The 17425-nt window shown below is 67.9% G+C and carries 17 protein-coding genes; 3 read left to right on the top strand and 14 right to left on the bottom strand.

The window, feature by feature from the left end:
* Positions 1 to 12 precede the first annotated feature (12 nt).
* Positions 13 to 996: an NAD(P)H-dependent flavin oxidoreductase gene (locus WG903_RS15825; RefSeq protein WP_340077143.1), complete on the top strand. Its 984-nt coding sequence runs from the start codon at positions 13 to 15 to the stop codon at positions 994 to 996.
* Here WG903_RS15825 and WG903_RS15820 read toward each other — a convergent pair whose 3' ends face one another.
* From WG903_RS15820 to WG903_RS15810, 3 genes are read right to left on the bottom strand one after another with little or no spacing between them, the layout of a single operon-like run.
* Positions 997 to 2001, bottom strand: a complete 1005-nt coding sequence (locus tag WG903_RS15820) for a cytochrome d ubiquinol oxidase subunit II (protein ID WP_340077141.1) — start codon at positions 1999 to 2001, stop codon at positions 997 to 999.
* Between the two features lie 11 nt (positions 2002 to 2012).
* A complete protein-coding gene (locus tag WG903_RS15815; protein ID WP_340077139.1) occupies positions 2013 to 3374 on the bottom strand; it encodes a cytochrome ubiquinol oxidase subunit I in 1362 nt (453 codons plus the stop codon).
* Positions 3375 to 3410: 36 nt separating this feature from the next.
* The gene (locus tag WG903_RS15810) at positions 3411 to 4595 is read right to left on the bottom strand and encodes an adenylate/guanylate cyclase domain-containing protein (RefSeq protein WP_340077137.1); all 1185 of its coding nucleotides are present in this window, start codon (positions 4593 to 4595) and stop codon (positions 3411 to 3413) included.
* Positions 4596 to 4696: 101 nt separating this feature from the next.
* On the opposite strand from WG903_RS15810, the gene WG903_RS15805 reads away from it, so the two are divergent.
* Positions 4697 to 5782: a PA0069 family radical SAM protein gene (locus WG903_RS15805; protein ID WP_340077136.1), complete on the top strand. Its 1086-nt coding sequence runs from the start codon at positions 4697 to 4699 to the stop codon at positions 5780 to 5782.
* Here WG903_RS15805 and WG903_RS15800 read toward each other — a convergent pair.
* From WG903_RS15800 to grpE, 4 genes are all read right to left on the bottom strand, one after another.
* Positions 5779 to 6276, bottom strand: coding sequence for a MarR family winged helix-turn-helix transcriptional regulator (locus tag WG903_RS15800; RefSeq protein ID WP_340077134.1), 498 nt, complete (start codon positions 6274 to 6276; stop codon positions 5779 to 5781). The two genes, WG903_RS15805 and WG903_RS15800, sit on opposite strands and share 4 nt — an antisense overlap.
* Positions 6277 to 6338: 62 nt before the next feature.
* Positions 6339 to 7481 (bottom strand): molecular chaperone DnaJ, encoded by a 1143-nt coding sequence (gene dnaJ, locus WG903_RS15795; RefSeq protein ID WP_340077131.1) that lies wholly within the window; start codon positions 7479 to 7481, stop codon positions 6339 to 6341.
* Positions 7482 to 7552: 71 nt separating this feature from the next.
* Complete coding sequence (dnaK, locus tag WG903_RS15790) at positions 7553 to 9493, bottom strand: molecular chaperone DnaK (RefSeq protein WP_340077129.1); 1941 nt, start codon at positions 9491 to 9493, stop codon at positions 7553 to 7555.
* A 113-nt stretch (positions 9494 to 9606) separates the two neighbouring features.
* Positions 9607 to 10197, bottom strand: coding sequence for a nucleotide exchange factor GrpE (gene grpE, locus WG903_RS15785; RefSeq protein WP_340077127.1), 591 nt, complete (start codon positions 10195 to 10197; stop codon positions 9607 to 9609).
* 156 nt (positions 10198 to 10353) lie between these two features.
* Here grpE and WG903_RS15780 point away from each other — a divergent pair, with 156 nt between their 5' ends.
* Positions 10354 to 10737, top strand: coding sequence for a RidA family protein (locus WG903_RS15780; protein WP_340077125.1), 384 nt, complete (start codon positions 10354 to 10356; stop codon positions 10735 to 10737).
* A 35-nt stretch (positions 10738 to 10772) separates the two neighbouring features.
* Here the strand turns inward: WG903_RS15780 and WG903_RS15775 are convergent, their stop codons facing one another.
* From WG903_RS15775 to WG903_RS15745, 7 genes are all read right to left on the bottom strand, one after another.
* Positions 10773 to 11939 (bottom strand): fumarylacetoacetate hydrolase family protein, encoded by a 1167-nt coding sequence (locus WG903_RS15775; RefSeq protein WP_340077123.1) that lies wholly within the window; start codon positions 11937 to 11939, stop codon positions 10773 to 10775.
* Entirely contained in the window at positions 11936 to 12256 is a 321-nt protein-coding gene (locus tag WG903_RS15770) for a winged helix-turn-helix transcriptional regulator (protein WP_340077121.1), read from the bottom strand. Before WG903_RS15770 ends, WG903_RS15775 begins: the two co-directional genes overlap by 4 nt.
* 116 nt (positions 12257 to 12372) lie before the next feature.
* Complete coding sequence (locus WG903_RS15765) at positions 12373 to 12876, bottom strand: MarR family winged helix-turn-helix transcriptional regulator (protein ID WP_340077119.1); 504 nt, start codon at positions 12874 to 12876, stop codon at positions 12373 to 12375.
* Entirely contained in the window at positions 12818 to 13807 is a 990-nt protein-coding gene (locus WG903_RS15760; protein WP_340077117.1) for a Bug family tripartite tricarboxylate transporter substrate binding protein, read from the bottom strand. Before WG903_RS15760 ends, WG903_RS15765 begins: the two co-directional genes overlap by 59 nt.
* Before the next feature lie 20 nt (positions 13808 to 13827).
* Positions 13828 to 14808 (bottom strand): Bug family tripartite tricarboxylate transporter substrate binding protein, encoded by a 981-nt coding sequence (locus WG903_RS15755; RefSeq protein WP_340077115.1) that lies wholly within the window; start codon positions 14806 to 14808, stop codon positions 13828 to 13830.
* Positions 14805 to 16595, bottom strand: a complete 1791-nt coding sequence (locus WG903_RS15750) for a feruloyl-CoA synthase (RefSeq protein WP_340077113.1) — start codon at positions 16593 to 16595, stop codon at positions 14805 to 14807. The genes WG903_RS15755 and WG903_RS15750 overlap by 4 nt, the downstream gene beginning before the upstream one ends.
* Positions 16592 to 17365, bottom strand: a complete 774-nt coding sequence (locus WG903_RS15745) for a crotonase/enoyl-CoA hydratase family protein (RefSeq protein WP_340077111.1) — start codon at positions 17363 to 17365, stop codon at positions 16592 to 16594. Before WG903_RS15745 ends, WG903_RS15750 begins: the two co-directional genes overlap by 4 nt.
* Between the last annotated feature and the right edge of the window lie 60 nt (positions 17366 to 17425).

Below are 17425 nucleotides of genomic sequence, written 5' to 3'. Positions count from 1 at the left end.
AAGAATTCGAGCATGTCCAAGATCCCGCGCGTCCTGCAGAACCTCGCCCTCCCGGTGATCGGTTCGCCCCTGTTCATCGTCAGCAACCCCAAGCTCGTGATCGAGCAGTGCAAGGCGGGCATCGTCGGCTCGATGCCGGCGCTCAACGCCCGCCCTGCGGCGCAGCTGGACGAGTGGCTGCACGAGATCACCGAGACGCTCGCCGCGTACAACCGCGCGAACCCGGACGCGCCCGCCGCGCCCTTCGCCATCAACCAGATCGTGCACAAGAGCAATGACCGGCTCGAGCACGACATGGAGATGGTCGTGAAGTACAAGGTGCCGGTGATCATCACGTCGCTGGGCGCCCGCACCGACGTCAACGAGGCGATCCATTCCTACGGCGGCGTCGTGCTGCACGACATCATCAACAACACCTTCGCGCGCAAGGCGATCGAGAAGGGCGCCGACGGCCTGATCGCCGTGGCGGCCGGCGCCGGCGGCCACGCGGGCATCAAGAGCCCGTTCGCGCTGGTGCAGGAGATCCGCGAGTGGTTCGACGGCCCCATCGCGCTGTCGGGCGCGATCGCCACCGGCGGCGCCGTGCTGGCCGCGCAGGCGATGGGCGCGGACTTCGCCTACATCGGCTCGGCGTTCATCGCGACGCAGGAAGCGCGCGCCAGCGATGCCTACAAGCAGTGCATCGTCGACAGCAACTCCGACGACATCGTGTACTCCAGCCTCTTCACGGGCGTGCATGGCAACTACCTGAAGCCTTCGGTCAAGGCGGCGGGGCTCGACCCGGACAACCTGCCCGAGAGCGACCCCACGAAGATGAACTTCGGCGGCGGCGAAGGCAGCAAGCCCAAGGCCTGGAAGGAAATCTGGGGCTGCGGCCAGGGCATCGGCGCCGTCAAGGAAGTCGGCACCGCCGCCGACTACATCGCGCGCCTGAAGCGCGAGTACGACGCAGCGCGCGAGCGCCTCTCGCTCGTGCGCGACGCCGAAGCCGCCTGATCAGTACGTCAGTGCGCGGGCCTTGCCCCAGAACACGCGGTACATGAAGACCGTGTAGATGACGATCGCCGGCAGCGTGATCGCCACGCCGACGAAGATGAACAGCAGCGACTTCGGCGCGGCGGCGGCCTCCCAGGCAGTGAGCCGGTCGATCACGATGTAGGGGTAGAGGCTGTACGCCAGCCCCAGGAACGCCAGCACGAAGATCAGCACGGTGGCGGCGAACACGATCCAGCCATAGCCGGCATCGACGAGGCGCGGCTTCGAGACGACATGCCATGCGGCGAAGAAGGCGACGGCGCAAGCCACGGGGATCGGCAGCAGCGCGATGAACTGCGGCATCGCGAACCAGCGCTCGAACACGGTGTGGCTCACCATCGGCGACGCGAGCGAAATCGCCACCAGCGCGGCGCCCGTGGGCCAGAGCACCTTGCGGGCCCAATGCACCGCGCGCTTCTGCAGCTCGCCCTCGGTCTTCATGATCAGCCAGCCGGCGCCCAGCGTGGCGTACGCGGTCGGCAGCGTCGCGGCGATCCCCAACGCGAACAGCGACGACCACAGGCCGTGGTCGAAGCCCGTGAGGTAGCTGCCCAGCATCCAGCCCTGCGCAGTCGCGGCCAGCAGCGAGCCGAGCGCGAACAGGCGGTTCCACAGCGCCTTGTGGGTGTCGCGCGCCTTCACGCGGAAGTCGAACGAGACGCCGCGCAGGATGATGCCGACGAGCATCACGGCCACCGGCAGGTACAGCGCCGACAGCACGATGCCGTGCGCCACCGGGAAGGCGATGAGCAGCACGCCGATGCCGAGCACCAGCCAGGTCTCGTTCGCGTCCCAGAAGGGGCCGATGCTGGACACCATCACGTCCTTCTGCGCATCGGTGGCGAAGGGCAGCAGGATGCCGACGCCCAGGTCGTAGCCGTCGAGCACGACGTATGCGAGGAGCGCGAGGCCCATCACGCCCATGAAGATGAGCGGCAGCAGTTCGGCAAAGGTCAGGTTGAACATCGCGCGCTCCTTCAGGCGGGCCCGCCGACGGGTTCGGCGGCCTTGGGGCTTTGGGGCGTTTGCGGCGTGGGCTGCGCGGGGTGCTTGGCCATGTGCATCAGCACCAGCACGTACGACACGAGCAGGAAGGCATAGAGCGCCAGGTACGCGAGGAGCGTCGCGAGCACGGTGCCCGCGGCGTGGTCGCCGACCAGGTCCGCCGTGCGCAGCAGGCCGTACACCAGGAAGGGCTGGCGCCCGACTTCGGTGACGTACCAGCCCGCCAGCGTCGACACCCAGCCCGCGAAGGTCATGCCGGCCAGCACGCGCAACTGCAGCTTCGAGAGATCGCCGCGCCACAGCCGCCACGCGCACCACCACGACACCAGCAGCATCAGCACGCCCACGCCGACCATCACGCGGAAGCTCCAGAACACCGGCGCGACGGGCGGGTGCGCGTTGGGGAACTGGTCGAGCCCCTTGAGCTCGGCGTCCATGTCGTGCGCGAGGATCAGGCTGGCGAGCTTGGGCACCTGGATCGCGAAATCCGTTCGCTTCTCCTTCTCGTTCGGCCAGCCGAAGAGGGTGAGCGGCGCGCTCTTCTCCGTGTGCCAGATGCCTTCGATGGCCGCGATCTTGGCGGGCTGGTGCTGCAGCGTGTTCAGGCCGTGCATGTCGCCGGCGACGATCTGCAGCGGGATGGCGATCGCCGCGGCCATGACCCCGGCGCGCATTGCACGGCGCGTGCCGCCGTTGGCGGTGCCGCGCAGCAGCTGGTACGCCGACAGCCCCGCGATGAGGAAGGAGGCGGTCAGCGTCGAAGCGAGCAGCTTGTGCACGAGCCGGTAGGGGAACGAGGGGTTGAAGATCACCTCCAGCCAGCTCGTCGCGTGGAACTGCCCGTCGATGATCTCGTAGCCGGTGGGCGTCTGCATCCACGAGTTCAGGCTCAGGATCCAGAACGCCGACAGCGTCGTGCCCGCGGCGACCATCAGCGTCGCAAAGAGGTGCATGCGCTCGGACACGCGGTTGCGCCCGAACAGCATGATCCCCAGGAACGTGGCCTCGAGGAAGAAGGCCGTCAGGACCTCATACCCGAGCAGCGGCCCCGCGATGTTGCCGGCCTTCTGCATGAACCCCGGCCAGTTCGTGCCGAACTGGAAGCTCATGGTGATGCCGGTGACGACGCCCAGGCCGAACGTCAGCGCGAAGATCTTGGTCCAGAGGTAATAGGCCTCTTCCCACTCGCGCGACTCGCGTTCGTCCTTCGCGCCGCTGCGCCGCAGCCGGAAGTACAGCAGGAACCAGCACAGGGCGATGTTGATGGTCGGGAAGAGGATGTGAAAGCTGATGTTCGCCGCGAACTGGAGTCGCGACAGCAGCAGTGTGTCCATGGCGCGTAGTGTGCGCCAAAGGCGAAGCCCGGGCGGTCAGTGCAGCTGATCCGCCATCTGGCGCAGCTCGCGCGCGGCGGCGGCGCGTTCGGCTTCGGGCAGGCGGTCCAGGTCGACCAGCACGCGCATGCCCAGCCGCTCCCACTGGAACACCTTGCGCGAGCTGGCCATCGCGTCCGCTTCCACCAGGTAGGCCTTGACCGGTTCGGGGAAGCCCTTGGCGATGAGCGGCTGCTGCTCGACGGACAGGATCTCGTCGCGCACCAGCGACTGCGTCTCGCGCGACATCAGGATGCCGCCCGGGTCGGCGGCCTGCTGCAGGCGCGCGGCCAGGTTCACCTCGGCGCCGATGATGGTGTAGTCCATGCGCAGGTCGCTGCCGAAGTTGCCCACGTCGCAGTAGCCCGTGTTGATGCCCATGCGCACTTCGAAGCTCTTGTCCGAGCCGAGCTCGCGCCACAGCACCTGCAGTTCGGCCATGCGCCGCTGCATCGCGAGCGCCATGCGCACGCAGGCCAGGGCGTCTTCCTTGACGCCGCGCGTCTCCGGGTCGCCGAAGAAGACCATCATCGCGTCGCCGATGAACTTGTCGATGGTGCCGCCGTGGTCGTAGGCGATGCGCGACATCTCGGAGAAATAGCTGTTCAGGAGGAAGCGGATCTCCTCGGGCTGCCACTTGGCGGTGGACGCGGTGAAGTCCTTGATGTCGGAGAAGAAGACGGTGAGCTTCTTGCGCTGCGTGCGGATCTCGGCGTCGCGCGAGCCGTCGAACAGCGACTGCACCACTTGCGGCGCGAGGTAGCGCGAGAGCTTGTCCGACAGCGCCTGCAGCCGGCGCGCGTTGCCGCTGCGCTCCAGGTGCGCATGCACGCGCGCGAGCACGATGGGCGGGCTGATCGGCTTGGCGATGTAGTCGGCCGCGCCCAGGTCGAACCCCGTCTGCTCCTCCTCCACGCTGTTGAGCGAGGTCAGGAAGATCACGGGGATGGCCGCGGTCTTCGCGTTCAGGCGCAGGCGGCGCAGCACCTCGTGGCCGTCCATGCCGGGCATCATGATGTCGAGCAGGATGAGGTCGGGCGCATTCGTTCGCACGAGCTCCAGGGCCTCGGGCCCGCTCGCGGCCGTGCGCACGTCGTACTTGTCTTCCAGCAGCGACTGCATGAGGAAGAGGTTGTCGGGCGTGTCGTCGACGACGAGGATGTGCGGCTTCATGGACGCCATCAGACCATCCGGCCCTTGCGCGCCGCTAGGGAAAACGCAGACCGCCATTAAGCAAATTGCCTAGCTTGCGCCCATGACTGTATGGACGTACAGTATCAGCCATGGAAGAAGCACGGGTGCCGGTCAGCGCGATCAAGGGGCGCGGCACGGCCACGCGTCACCCGCACCGTTTCGAGCGCGACGCGCGTGGCGATTTCGACGACGGCTGGTCGACGCTGCAGCTGGGTGTCGAGGAGCGCGAGGTGCCGCAAACCGAAGTCACGTGGGAAGACGCGCGCAGCATCATCACGCACAACGACTCGCCCGACGTCTACTTCGACCGCTCGATCAACCCGTACCGCGGCTGCGAGCACGGCTGCATCTATTGCTACGCGCGCCCCACCCACAGTTACCTGAACCTCTCGCCCGGCCTGGACTTCGAGACGAAGATCATCGCCAAGCGCAACATCGCGCCGCTGCTGCGCGCCGAGCTCTCGCGCCGCAGCTACGAACCGAAGCTGATCGCGATCGGCACGGCCACCGACTGCTACCAGCCCATCGAGCGCGAGCTGCGCCTCACGCGGTCGGTGATCGAGCTGATGCACGAGACGAACCACCCCTTCGGCCTGGTGACGAAGTCGAGCGGCGTCGAGCGTGACCTGGACCTCATCGCGCCGATGGCGGCGAAGGGGCTCGCGTCGGTCAGCGTCACCATCACCACGCTCGATGCGGAAGTGACGCGCAGGCTGGAGCCGCGGGCGGCCGCCCCGCACCGACGGCTGCGCATCCTGAAGACGATGGCGGAGCACGGCGTGCCCACGGCGGTGAGCCTCGCGCCGCAGATCCCTTTCCTCACCGACGACATGGAGCAGGTGCTCGAAGCTGCGTGGGAGGCGGGCGCGCGCAGCGCCTTCTACCACGTGATCCGGCTGCCCTGGGAAGTCAGCCCCCTGTTCAAGCAGTGGCTGGAGCTGCACTACCCGCAGCGCGCGGCGCGCATCATGGCGCGCATCCACGACATGCGCGGCGGCAAGGACTACGACGCCGATTTCGCCACGCGCATGAAGGGCAGCGGCCCCTGGGCCGAGCTGATCGCGCAGCGCTTCGAGAAAGCCGTGCGCCGCATCGGCTTCAACCGCGAGCGCATCGCGCTGGACACGAAGCAATTCCGGCGCCCGTCGCCGGCCGGGCAGGCGCAGTTGTTCTAGGCCGCCTTGGCGCTGCTGTTTCCGTTGGCCAGGCGCTCCTCGTCGAGCGACAGCTGGTCCGCCACCTTGCGCACGCGCGCCAGCAGCGACAGCAGTTGCTCGATCTCCGCCGGCTGGAAACCCGCCTTCAGCAGGCGGTCGCGGTCCTGCAGCGTGCGGAAGAGCCCGGCCACCTTGTCGCGGCCGGCTTGCGTGAGCTCCAGGTGCGCGGAACGCGCATCGCCGACGAGCGCGCGCCGCGTGACGTAGCCGCGGCTCACGAGGCTGGAGACGACGCGGCTGATCTGCGCCTTGTCGGCGCCGGCATCGGCGGCGACGTCGCGCAGGCGCACGGGCTGCAGGTGGTCGATGAGGGCGAGGGTGCGAACCTGCGCGAGGCTCACGTCGTGTTCGCGGCGCATGCGCATCGCGGCGCTGCGGCGCAAGGCGTCCGCCGTGCTCGAGACCTGGTAGGCGAGCAGGTTGCGGAACGCGGGCGGTCGTCGTTCGGCCATGTCGGCCTCGCTGGTGAGCTAGGCCAACCCATCCTACGCCTGCTTTCAGGCGCTGTGAAGCGTCAGGCGCTGAAGAAGTTCTTCAGGCGATCCGCCCAGGATTCCTCGGTCGGCGAATGCTTGGCGCCGCCCTTCTTCAGGGATTCGTCCAGCTCCTTGAGCAGCTTGCGCTGGTGCTCGGTCAGGCGCACGGGCGTTTCCACCGCGACGTGGCAATACAGGTCGCCGGGGTAGCTGGAACGCACCCCCTTGATGCCCTTGCCGCGCAGCCGGAACTGCTTGCCGGCCTGGGTGCCTTCAGGGATGTCGATCGCGGCCTTCCCGGCGAGCGTCGGCACGTCGATCTCGCCGCCTAGAGCCGCGCGCGCGACCGAAATTGGCACCACGCAGTGCAGGTCGTCGCCGTCCCGCTGGAAGATGTCGTGCTTCTTCAGGCGGATCTCGATGTACAGGTCGCCCGGCGGCCCGCCGTTGGTGCCCGGCTCGCCGTTGCCGGCGCTGCGGATGCGCATGCCGTCGTCGATGCCGGCGGGGATCTTCACCTCCAGCGTCTTCTGCTTCTTCACGCGGCCCTGGCCATGGCAGGTGGGGCAGGGCTCCGGGATGATCTTGCCCGTGCCGCGGCAATGCGGGCACGTCTGCTGCACGCTGAAGAAGCCCTGGCGCATCTGCACCACGCCCGCGCCTTGGCAGGTGGTGCATTGCTTGGCCTGCGTGCCGGGCTTGGCGCCGGAACCGTGGCAGGTTTCGCACGATTCCCACGAAGGAATGCGGATCTGCGCCTCCTTGCCGGCGGCCGCTTCCTCCAGCGTGATCTCCATCGCATAGGAAAGGTCCGCGCCGCGGTACACCTGCCGGCCGCCGCGCTGGCCGGGCCGGCCCTGGCCGAAGATGTCGCCGAAGATGTCGCCGAACGCTTCCGCGAAGCCGCCGAAGCCTTCCTGGCCGGGCCCGCCGAAGCCGCCGCGCATGTTGGGGTCCACGCCCGCGTGGCCGAACTGGTCGTACGCCGAACGCTTCTCGGCGTTGGACAGCATTTCGTAGGCTTCCTTCGCCTCCTTGAACTTGCCTTCGGCGTTCTTGTCACCCTCGTTGCGGTCGGGGTGGAACTTCATCGCGAGCTTGCGATAAGCCTTCTTGATCTCGTCGTCCGAAGCGTTCTTCGGGACGCCGAGAACCTCGTAGTAGTCTCTTTTGGTGGCCATCGTTCGGGGTGGTTCACAAGCGACAACGCCGCGATGGACGCGGCGGGTCGCTCAGGAGGTGAGACGCTCTCTCAACCCTTCTTCACTTCTTTCACTTCGGCGTCGACGACGTTGTCGTCGGCGGGCTTCTGCTCGCCGCCCGGTGCAGCGCCTTGCGCGCCCGCTGCGGCCTGAGCGGCCTGCTCGCCCTGCATGTTGGCGTACATCTTCTCGCCCAGTTTCTGGCTGGCCGTCATCAGGGCGTTGGTCTTCGCCTCGATGGTGTCCTTGTCGCCTTCCTTCAGCACGCCGTCCAGGTCCTTGATGGCCGCCTCGATCTTTTCCTTCTCGCCGGCATCGAGCTTGTCGCCGAATTCCGTGAGGCTCTTGCGCACCGAGTGCACCAGCGCTTCGCCCTGGTTGCGGGCCTGCACCACCTCGAGCTTCTTCTTGTCCTCTTCGGCGTTCAGCTCGGCGTCCTTCACCATCTTCTGGATCTCGGCCTCGCTCAGGCCCGAGTTCGCCTTGATGGTGATCTTGTTCTCCTTGCCCGTGCCCTTGTCCTTGGCCGACACGTGCAGGATGCCGTTCGCGTCGATGTCGAACGTCACCTCGATCTGCGGCAGGCCGCGCGGCGCCGGCGGGATGCCTTCCAGGTTGAACTCGCCCAGGCCCTTGTTGCCCTGCGCCATCTCGCGCTCGCCCTGGTAGACCTTGATCGTCACGGCCGGCTGGTTGTCGTCGGCGGTCGAGAAGGTCTGCGAGAACTTCGTCGGGATGGTCGTGTTCTTCTGGATCATCTTCGTCATGACGCCACCCAGCGTCTCGATGCCCAGCGACAGCGGCGTCACGTCCAGCAGCAGCACGTCCTTGCGGTCGCCGCCCAGCACCTGGCCCTGGATGGCCGCGCCCACGGCGACGGCTTCATCGGGGTTCACGTCCTTGCGCGGCTCCTTGCCGAAGAGCTCCTTGACCTTTTCCTGCACCTTGGGCATGCGCGTCTGGCCGCCCACGAGGATCACGTCGTGGATGTCGCCGATGGACACGCCCGCATCCTTCAGCGCGATGCGGCACGGCTCCATCGTGCGCTCGACCAGCTCGTCGACCAGCGCTTCGAGCTTGGCGCGCGTGAGCTTGATGTTCAGGTGGCGCGGGCCGTTGGCGTCGGCCGTGATGTAGGGCAGGTTGATGTCGGTCTGCGAGTTGCTCGACAGCTCGATCTTGGCCTTCTCGGCGGCTTCCTTCAGGCGCTGCAGGGCCAGCACGTCCTTCGACAGGTCGACGCCCTGGTCCTTCTTGAACTCGCCGATGATGTAATCGATGATGCGCTGGTCGAAGTCCTCGCCGCCCAGGAACGTGTCGCCGTTCGTGGAGAGCACCTCGAACTGCTTCTCGCCGTCGACGTCCGCGATCTCGATGATCGAGATGTCGAACGTGCCGCCGCCCAGGTCGTACACGGCGATCTTGCGGTCGCCCTTTTCCTGCTTGTCCAGGCCGAAGGCCAGCGCCGCGGCGGTGGGCTCGTTGATGATGCGCTTGACGTCCAGGCCCGCGATGCGGCCGGCGTCCTTGGTGGCCTGGCGCTGCGAGTCGTTGAAGTACGCGGGCACCGTGATGACGGCTTCCGTCACCGGCTCGCCCAGGTAGTCCTCGGCCGTCTTCTTCATCTTGCGCAGCACTTCCGCGCTGATCTGCGGGGGCGCGAGCTTCTTGCCGCGAACTTCCACCCACGCGTCGCCGTTGTCGGCCTTCACGATCGCGTAGGGCATGAGGTGGATGTCCTTCTGGACTTCCTTTTCCTCGAACTTGCGGCCAATCAGGCGCTTGACCGCGTAAAGGGTGTTCTTGGCGTTGGTCACCGCCTGGCGCTTGGCCGAGGCGCCGACGAGGATCTCGCCGTCCTCCTGGTAGGCCACGATCGACGGCGTGGTGCGCGCGCCTTCGCTGTTCTCGATGACCTTGGGCGTGTTGCCCTCCATGATGGCCACGCACGAGTTCGTGGTGCCGAGGTCGATGCCGATGATGCGTCCCATGTCTTTTCTCCTGTCTTTGCCGGCCCTTCAGGGCCATCACATCCGATTGTTCGTTACTTGTGGATAAGCTGTGTCGATTTCAAGCGCCCGTTCGCACTATCGGTTCGGGCTAGCTATTTCGGCGCCGCCACCGTCACGAGGGCGGGGCGCAGCACGCGGTCGGCGATCAGGTAGCCCTTCTGCAGCACGCCGACGACGGTGTTGGGTTCCTGTGAAGTTCCTGGGACCACCGAGATCGCCTGGTGCTGGTGCGGGTCGAACTTGGTGCCCGGCTGCGGGTCGATCACCACGACCTTGTTGCGCTCCAGGGCGCCCTTCAGCTGGCGCAGGGTGATCTCGGCGCCTTCGCGGATCTGCTCCGGCGTGCCGCCTTCGTGGGCCAGGCCGGCCTCGAGGCTGTCCACCACGGGCAGCATCGCCTCGGCGAAGCTTTCCACCGCGAACTTGCGCGCCTTGGACATCTCCTCGTCGGCGCGGCGGCGGGTGTTCTGCATGTCGGCCTGCGCGCGCAGGTACTTCTCGGCGAGGTCCTTGTTCTGGGCCTGGAGTTCGGCCACCTGCGCCTGGGCGTTGGACAGGGCGTCGGCTTCGTTGGCGGCCTGCGGGCCGCCGGCTGCACTTTCGGCGGCCGGGGCGGGGGCCGTGGCGGCCCCAGCCGGCGCTTCGGCATCCAGGGTCGGCTCGATCCGGTCGGGTTCGTTCATTGCTTCGATTTATTAGCTGGAAATGAGGGCTCCCGCGCAGCTTGGGGCCCCGCAAACCCTTTTCAAGGGTGCGGGAAAGCCCATCCTTGGGAAATTTTCCGGGCGGCGCGGAGGGCGGGATTGTAGAGTGCGGGTCCCTGATGAGGAGTTGAATCCATGACCCGCCGACTGATCAGTTCCGGCTCCCCCTTCGAAGCCACGATCGGCTATTCCCGCGCCGTCGCCGACGGCGACTGGGTGTTCGTCTCGGGCACTACCGGCTACGACTACAGCACCATGACGATCTCGGACAGCGTCGCCGAGCAGGCCGAGCAATGCTTCAAGAACATCGCGTGGGCGCTGGAGCAGGCCGGCGCGTCGCTGGCCGACGCCGTGCGCGTCACCTACGTGTTGCCGCGCGGCGAGGACTTCGAGGCCTGCTGGCCGGTCACGCGCAAGTACCTCGGCGACGTGCGCCCGGCCGCGATGATGATCGAGGCGCGCCTGATCGATCCCAAGATGAAGATCGAGATCGAGGTGACGGCGAAGAAGCGCAGCTGACACTGCGGTCATCCCGGCCTGCGCCGGGGTGACAGTCAGCTGCGCCGCGCCAGGTCCTTCATCAGCTGCCGCACGCCGTAGGTCCACTGCGGGATGCGGTCGCTGGTGTTCACGCGGTTCACCAGCGTGCCCAGCTGGGGCGTGGAGATGCTCACGACGTCGCCGACGTCGTGCGTGAAGCCCTGGCCCGGGCCGTGGCGGTCCTGCACCGGCGCGAACATCGTGCCCAGGAACAGCACGAAGCCGTCGGGGTACTGGTGGTTGGGGCCGATCGCCTGCGCGACGAGGTCCAGCGGGTCGCGGCTGATCTTCGACAGCGAGCTCGCGCCCTGCATCACGAAGCCGTCACGGCCCTTCACGGTCATCGCGAGGTCGCAGCGGCGCACGTCGTCGATGGTGAACTTCTCGTCGAAGATGCGGATGAAGGGGCCGATCGCGCAGCTCGCGTTGTTGTCCTTGGCCTTGCCCAGCAGCAGGGCGCTGCGGCCCTCGAAGTCGCGCAGGTTGACGTCGTTGCCGAGCGTCGCGCCGACGGTCTCGCCGTGGCTGTTGACCGCCAGCACGATCTCGGGCTCGGGGTTGTTCCACTCGCTCTTGGGGTGGATGCCGATCTCGCTGCCCGTGCCCATGGCGCTCATGGGCTGCGACTTGGTGAAGATCTCGGCGTCGGGGCCGATGCCGACCTCCAGGTACTGCGACCACACGCCTTGCGCGATCAGCACCTCCTTCAGCCGCGCCGCATCGGGCGAACCCGGCTTCACGGCGGCGAGGTTCTCGCCGATCACGCCGACGACGGCCTTGCGCACGGCTTCGGCCCTCGACGCGTCGCCGCGCGCCTGCTCCTCGATCACGCGCTCCAGCATCGACGCGACGAAGGTCACGCCCGCTGCCTTGATGGCTTGCAGGTCGCAAGGCGCGAGGAACCACGGCAGCGAAGGGTTCTGGCCGTCGTGCGCGCTGTTGGCGAGGATCTCCGACGTGGCGCCCAGGCGCGGCCCGCGGTGTCCGCGCAGCAGCAGGGGCAAGTCGGGCAGTTCCAGCAGTTCGCTGCAGGTGGCGGCCAGGTGCGAGATATCGTGCACGTCCTCGCGCGTCACCCGCACGAGGATGGGCCCGACGCCCTCGCAGTGCACGCGGCCGACGAGCAGCGCGGCATCGGCATCGGCCGGCAGCGCGCCGGCGATGGACAGGTGGTCGATCATGGGTTGGCGGCTTTCTTCTTGGCTTGCGCGGCGGACCACTTGGTGGCGAAGCCGGGCAGCTCGGCAAGGCGCTTGAGCAGCTCGGCCCCCTGCGGCGTGACGACGTAGCCGTCGTTGCCGTGGGACATGAGCCCGGCCTCGCGCAATTCCTTGATGCGGGTGTTCAGCGTGTTCGGCGTGATGCCGCCGACGCTGTCCTGGAGCAGCCGGAAAGTCTGCGCATGGCCGTCGCGCAGCGCCCAGAGCACCCGGATGGCATAGCGGGCCTCGAGCAGGCCGAGCAGCTGGGTGATGGCCGCGTTCTCCTTCGGGCTCATGCGGGGCGTTCTCCTCCGTCGCTTCTTTTCGTGCAGCGGGAGGGCGAGTCTACGCGCCAGCCGCTACACAAACAATAGCAGGAACGCCCGGCGATGCGCCATTTGTGGCAAGCAGTTCACAGGTAGACCTTCTTCAGCAGGCGGATCAGGGTTTTCACTTCCGCCGGCGTCAGCTTCCCGGCAGCATCGGCTTCGAGTTGCGCGGCGGTCTTCTCGGCGCTGCGCATCAGCTTCTGGCCGGCCGCGGTCAGGTGCAGGCCCATCGCGCGGCCGTCGCTCGGGTGCGGGTGGCGCTCCACGAGGTCGCGCTTTTCCAGCGCGTTCACCATGCCCACCAGGTTCGGCGGCAGGATGCCCAGCGTGGTGCACAGCTGCCGCGACGTGATGCCGGGGTTGTGCGTGACGAGCGACAGCACCGAGAAGTCCACCGGGCGCAGGTCGTACACCGACATGCGCTCGAGGAACACCTCGATCACGGCGAGCGCCGCGCGCCGCGCGTTGTAGCCGATGAGGCCCTCGAGGTAGCTCGTGTCGACGGCCTCGACGGCTTTCAGGTTCGGCTTACGACTCGGCGGTGAATCCGATCTTCTTGACGATCGGGCCCCAGCGGTTGAGTTCATCCCTTTGGCTCTTTTCCATGTCGGCGGGCGTGGAGCCGTGGGCCACCAGGCCCATCAGCGCCAGCGAATCCACGACGGTCTTTTCCTTGAGCGCCTGCGCGATCGCGGCATTGGCCGCGGCGACCACGTTGGCGGGCGTCTTCGCCGGCGCGTAGAAGCCGAACCACTCCTCGGTGGTCAGCTCCGGGAAGCCCTGCTCGGCATAGGTGGGCACTTCGGGCGTGAACGGCGTGCGCTGCGCGCTCGACGTCGCCAGGATGCGCACCTTGCCCGCACGGTGGTTGGCCAGCGCGTCGCCGGTGGGCGTGGAGCACGACGCGAGCGTGCCGCCGATCATGTCGGCCACTGCCGGTGCGGAGCCGCGGTAAGGCACGTGCTTCAGGTCGGTGCCCGTGTTCAGGCCGAGGAGCGCGGCGAGGAAGTGCGGCGTCGATCCCGCGGCGGGCGAGCCGTAGCTCGCGTCCTTCGGGTTCGCCTTGGCCCACGCCAGGTAGTCCTTCACCGTCTTCACGCTGGCGGGCACCATCGGGCCCACCGAGAGGGCGTGCGTCATGAGCGCCGCGATCGACACCGGCACGAAGTCCTTCACCGGGTCATACGTGAGCGTCTTGTAGATGTGCGGGTAGATCGACATCATCGAATACGGCGTGAGCAGCAGCGTGGTGCCGTCGGGCGCCGCGTTCTTCACCACCTCGCACGCGATGCGGCCGCCGGCGCCGGGCTTGTTCTCGACGACGGCCGCGTTCTTCGTGTACGCCGTGCCGCCCATGCGCTCGGCGATGCGGCGGCTCGTCGCGTCGGCGGTGCCGCCCGCGGGGAAGCCGTTGATGATCTTCACGACCTCGAACGGCTGCGCGAACGCCAGCCAGGGGAACGCGCTGCCCGCCGCGGCCGCGGCCGCGGTGTGGATGAAACTTCTGCGAGTGGCCATGTTGTCTTCAGCTCCTGTGATCACGATTCCGGCGTGAAGCCGATCTGCTTGGTGTACTTGCCCCAGTCGTTGACGTCCGCGCGCAGCAGGTCGCCCAGCTTCTGCGGCGTGGACGACTGCACCTCCATGCCCAGCGCGGCGCCGCTGGACACGACGTCCTGCTGCGCCAGCGCGGGCTGCAAGGCGGCGGCCGCGCGCTGCACGACGGCCGGCGCGGCCTTGCCCGGCAGGAACACGCCGTACCACTCGCGCACCGAGATGCCGTAGCCCTGCTGGCCGTACGTCGGCACGTCGGGCAGGAAGCTGCTGCGCTGCGGGCCCGACACGGCGAGCACGCGCAGCTTGCCGCCCTTGACGTGCGGCAGGTAGTCGCCCACCGGTGACGACATCGCCGAGATCTGGCCCCCCAGCAGGTCCTGGATGCCGGGCGCGGAGCCGCGGTAGGGCACGTGCTTCAGCTCCACGCCCACTTCGCGCGACAGCATGGCGCCGACCAGGTGCGGCATCGAGCCCGCGCCGGGCGAGCCGTAATTGGCCTTCTCCGGGTTGGCCTTGGCCCACGCGATGAAGTCCTTGACGGTCTTCACCGACTCCGGCACGCCCGGGCCGACGCCCAGCGCGTGGTCGAAGTAGCACGCCAGCGAGACGGGCTGCACGTCCTCCTGCGGCTTGTACGGGAGCGACTTGTAGACGAACGGGTAGAGCGACAGCATCGACGACGGCGTGAGCAGCAGCACGGTGCCGTCGGCGGGGCTCTCCTTGAGCGTGGTCACGGCGATCTGCCCGCCCGCGCCCGGCTTGTTCTCGACGACGACGTTGGTCGCGTAGTTGCCGCGCAATTTGTCGGCGATGCGGCGCGACATCGCGTCGCTGGTCCCGCCGGGCGGGAACCCGCAGAGGATCTTGGCCAGGTCCATGGTCTGTGCGCCGGCGGGGATGCCCGCGGCGGCGAGACCGGTGAATGCGGCCGATTGCAGGATGAAGTCCCGGCGTGTGCTCATGGTTGTCTCCTCGAGGTGGGTTTCAGCGTGAAGGGCAGTTGGTCGTCGTGGAAAGCCTGCACCAGCGCGTCGCGGTGCTTGAGCACGGCGCGCTGGTTGATCGAACCCTTGTCGGTGACCTCGCCCTTGTCGATGGACGGCGGGTCGGCGAGGACGTGCAGGCGCGCGACACGGTTGGCGCTGCCCGTCGCCGACGCGGCGAGCGTGTCCAGCACCTGCTGGAAATGCGCGCGGACTTCGTCGTCGGAGAGCTGCTTGAGCTTCGCCGTCGGGAACACCAGCGCGCCGACTTCGTTGCGGTTCAAGCCGGTGATGACCGCGTCCTGCACGTAGGGCGCGCCTGCGGCGATGATCTTCGCGCGCAGCGGGCCGACGGAGACGAACGTTCCGGTGGCCAGCTTGAAATCCTCGGCGATGCGGCCGTCGAACTTCAGGCCCTTGTGCGGGTCCTGCGGGTCGATCCACAGCACGGCGTCGCCGGTCTTGAAGAAACCTTCCTCGTCGAAGTTCTCCGCCGTCTCCTGCGGGGCGCGCCAGTAGCCCGGCGTGATGTTCGGGCCCTTGTAGCGCACCTCCATCTTGCCGTCGATGGGGACCAGCTTGAGCTCCATGCCGGCGGAGGGCAGGCCCAGGTAGCCGGACTTCACTTCGGGGCTGGTGATGAAGATGGCGAAGGGCGACGACTCCGTCATGCCCAGTCCGGTGCCCATGACGATGCGTTCGCCGACCTCGGCCTCCTGCACCTCGTGCAGCAGGTCCCACACCGGCTGCGCGAGCGCCGCGCCGGCGTAGAAGAACATCCGCACGCGCGACAGCAGGTTCCGGCGCAGCACGTCGTCGGCCTTCATCGCATGCGCGATCGCTTCGAAGCCCGTGGGCACGTTGAAGTAGACGGTGGGCGCGATCTCGCGCAGGTTGCGCAGCGTCTCGGCGATGGCCGCCGGCGTGGGCTTGCCGTCGTCGATGTAGAGCGTGCCGCCGTGGTAGAGAGTCAGGCCGAAGTTGTGGTTGCCGCCGAAGGTGTGGTTCCACGGCAGCCAGTCGACGAGCACGGGCGCACCCTCGCCGAGGACGGGCATCGACTGCAGCATCTGCTGCTGGTTCGCGCACCACATGCCGTGCGTGTTGATCACCGCCTTGGGCAGCTTGGTCGAGCCCGAGGTGAACAGGAACTTGGTGATCGTCTGCGGGCCGGTCGCCGCCATCGCGGCGTCGACGGCCGGCGTCGGTTCGTTTTCGGGCGGCTGGCCGTACACGACCTCGGTGCCGGAAGGGACCGCCGCGCGCACCGCCTTGGCGTAACGCGCTTCATCGGTGGCGAAGACCAGGCCCGGCGTCAGCGTGTTCACCACGTGGCGCAGCTTGTCGTAGTCCTGGCTGACCGTCGAATACGCGGGCGAGACAGGGCAGAAAGGCACGCCGGCGTACAGGCAGCCGAGCGCGAGCAGCGCGTGCTCCAGGCTGTTCTCGCTGAGGATGGCCACGGGGCGCTCGGCCGAGAGGCCGCGGTCGAGCAAGGCCTGGCCGATGCGCCGCGCCTTTGCCAGCGCCTCGCCATAGGTGACCTTCTGCCAGTCGCCGGCGGTGCCGTCGGCATTGCGCCGGCGGCGCGCCATGAAGATGCGATGAGGGTCCGTCTTTGCCCAGTGGACGAGGCGGTCCGTGATCCGCTGCGGGTGCGGCTTCAGCTCCTGTTCCGCGCGCACGTACACCGCGCCGCCCGCGCCCTCGCGCAGCACGCACCGCGTGATGCCGAAGTCCATCGGGCGATAGCGCGGCAGGCTCATGCCTTCTTGACCTTCGGCCCGCGGCCTTCGAGGAATTCGCGCACGCGCTCCTTGGCTTCGGGCGCGCTCTGGGCGATGGCGGCCATGAGCGCCTCGGTGAGGAAGCCCTGGTCGGCCGGCTGTTCGGAGATGCGGGGCAGGGCGTGCATCAGCGCGTAGTTGGTGAGCGGCGCGTTCTTCGCGACGCGCTGCGCCAGCTCCATCGCCTTCGCGAAGGCCTCGCCCTTGGGCACGACGTATTGCGACAGGCCGATGCGCTCGCCGTCCTTCGCGTCGTACACGCGGCCGGTGAACATCATGTCGGCCATGCGCGCCTCGCCGATCAGGCGCGGGATGCGCACCGCGCCGCCGCCGCCGACGAAGATGCCGCGCGAGCCTTCGGGCAGCGCGTAGAAGGCCGTTTCGTCCGCCACGCGGATGTGGCAGGACGCGGCCAGCTCCAGGCCGCCGCCGACGACGGCGCCGTGCAGCGCGGCGATCACGGGGGCCGGGCCGAACTGCACCGTCTCCAGTGCCGCGTGCCACATGCGCGAATGGATCAGGCCCGCGCCGGCGTCGCGCTCCTTCAGCTCCGACAGGTCGAGGCCGGCGCAGAAGTGGTCGCCCTCGCCGTCGAGCACGATGGCGCGCACGCCCTCGGGCATGGACTCGAAAGCGTCGCGGATGGCAAGGATGAGCTCGTCGCTGATGGCGTTGCGCTTGGCGGGGCGCGAAAGGCGCACGATGGCGACGTCGCCTTGCTGCTCGAAATGGATGTCGGGATGGTTCATGGGTGGTTGCCGGGTGGCGCGATTATTGTTATAAATCATAATCAGTTCAAGTCGGCCCGC

Origin of the sequence: Ramlibacter sp. PS4R-6, from assembly GCF_037572775.1 — a bacterium.
Lineage (GTDB): Bacteria > Pseudomonadota > Gammaproteobacteria > Burkholderiales > Burkholderiaceae_C > Ramlibacter.
The sequence above is the reverse complement of the archived record's forward strand: the minus strand, read 5'-3'. Positions and strand labels throughout refer to the sequence as shown.

Bases quoted from the DNA above. Each gene is read 5' to 3' on its own strand.
- WG903_RS15775 (WP_340077123.1), bottom strand. From the start codon at position 11,939: ATGATCGACCACCTGTCCATCGCCGGCGCGCTGCCGGCCGATGCCGAT.
- grpE (WP_340077127.1), bottom strand. From the start codon at position 10,197: ATGAACGAACCCGACCGGATCGAGCCGACCCTGGATGCCGAAGCGCCG.
- WG903_RS15805 (WP_340077136.1), top strand. From the start codon at position 4,697: ATGGAAGAAGCACGGGTGCCGGTCAGCGCGATCAAGGGGCGCGGCACG.
- WG903_RS15780 (WP_340077125.1), top strand. From the start codon at position 10,354: ATGACCCGCCGACTGATCAGTTCCGGCTCCCCCTTCGAAGCCACGATC.
- WG903_RS15815 (WP_340077139.1), bottom strand. From the start codon at position 3,374: ATGGACACACTGCTGCTGTCGCGACTCCAGTTCGCGGCGAACATCAGC.
- dnaK (WP_340077129.1), bottom strand. From the start codon at position 9,493: ATGGGACGCATCATCGGCATCGACCTCGGCACCACGAACTCGTGCGTG.
- WG903_RS15825 (WP_340077143.1), top strand. From the start codon at position 13: ATGTCCAAGATCCCGCGCGTCCTGCAGAACCTCGCCCTCCCGGTGATC.
- WG903_RS15765 (WP_340077119.1), bottom strand. From the start codon at position 12,876: ATGAACTCAACCGCTGGGGCCCGATCGTCAAGAAGATCGGATTCACCG.
- WG903_RS15770 (WP_340077121.1), bottom strand. From the start codon at position 12,256: ATGAGCCCGAAGGAGAACGCGGCCATCACCCAGCTGCTCGGCCTGCTC.
- WG903_RS15760 (WP_340077117.1), bottom strand. From the start codon at position 13,807: ATGGCCACTCGCAGAAGTTTCATCCACACCGCGGCCGCGGCCGCGGCG.
- WG903_RS15750 (WP_340077113.1), bottom strand. From the start codon at position 16,595: ATGAGCCTGCCGCGCTATCGCCCGATGGACTTCGGCATCACGCGGTGC.
- dnaJ (WP_340077131.1), bottom strand. From the start codon at position 7,481: ATGGCCACCAAAAGAGACTACTACGAGGTTCTCGGCGTCCCGAAGAAC.
- WG903_RS15800 (WP_340077134.1), bottom strand. From the start codon at position 6,276: ATGGCCGAACGACGACCGCCCGCGTTCCGCAACCTGCTCGCCTACCAG.
- WG903_RS15745 (WP_340077111.1), bottom strand. From the start codon at position 17,365: ATGAACCATCCCGACATCCATTTCGAGCAGCAAGGCGACGTCGCCATC.
- WG903_RS15820 (WP_340077141.1), bottom strand. From the start codon at position 2,001: ATGTTCAACCTGACCTTTGCCGAACTGCTGCCGCTCATCTTCATGGGC.
- WG903_RS15810 (WP_340077137.1), bottom strand. From the start codon at position 4,595: ATGGCGTCCATGAAGCCGCACATCCTCGTCGTCGACGACACGCCCGAC.
- WG903_RS15755 (WP_340077115.1), bottom strand. From the start codon at position 14,808: ATGAGCACACGCCGGGACTTCATCCTGCAATCGGCCGCATTCACCGGT.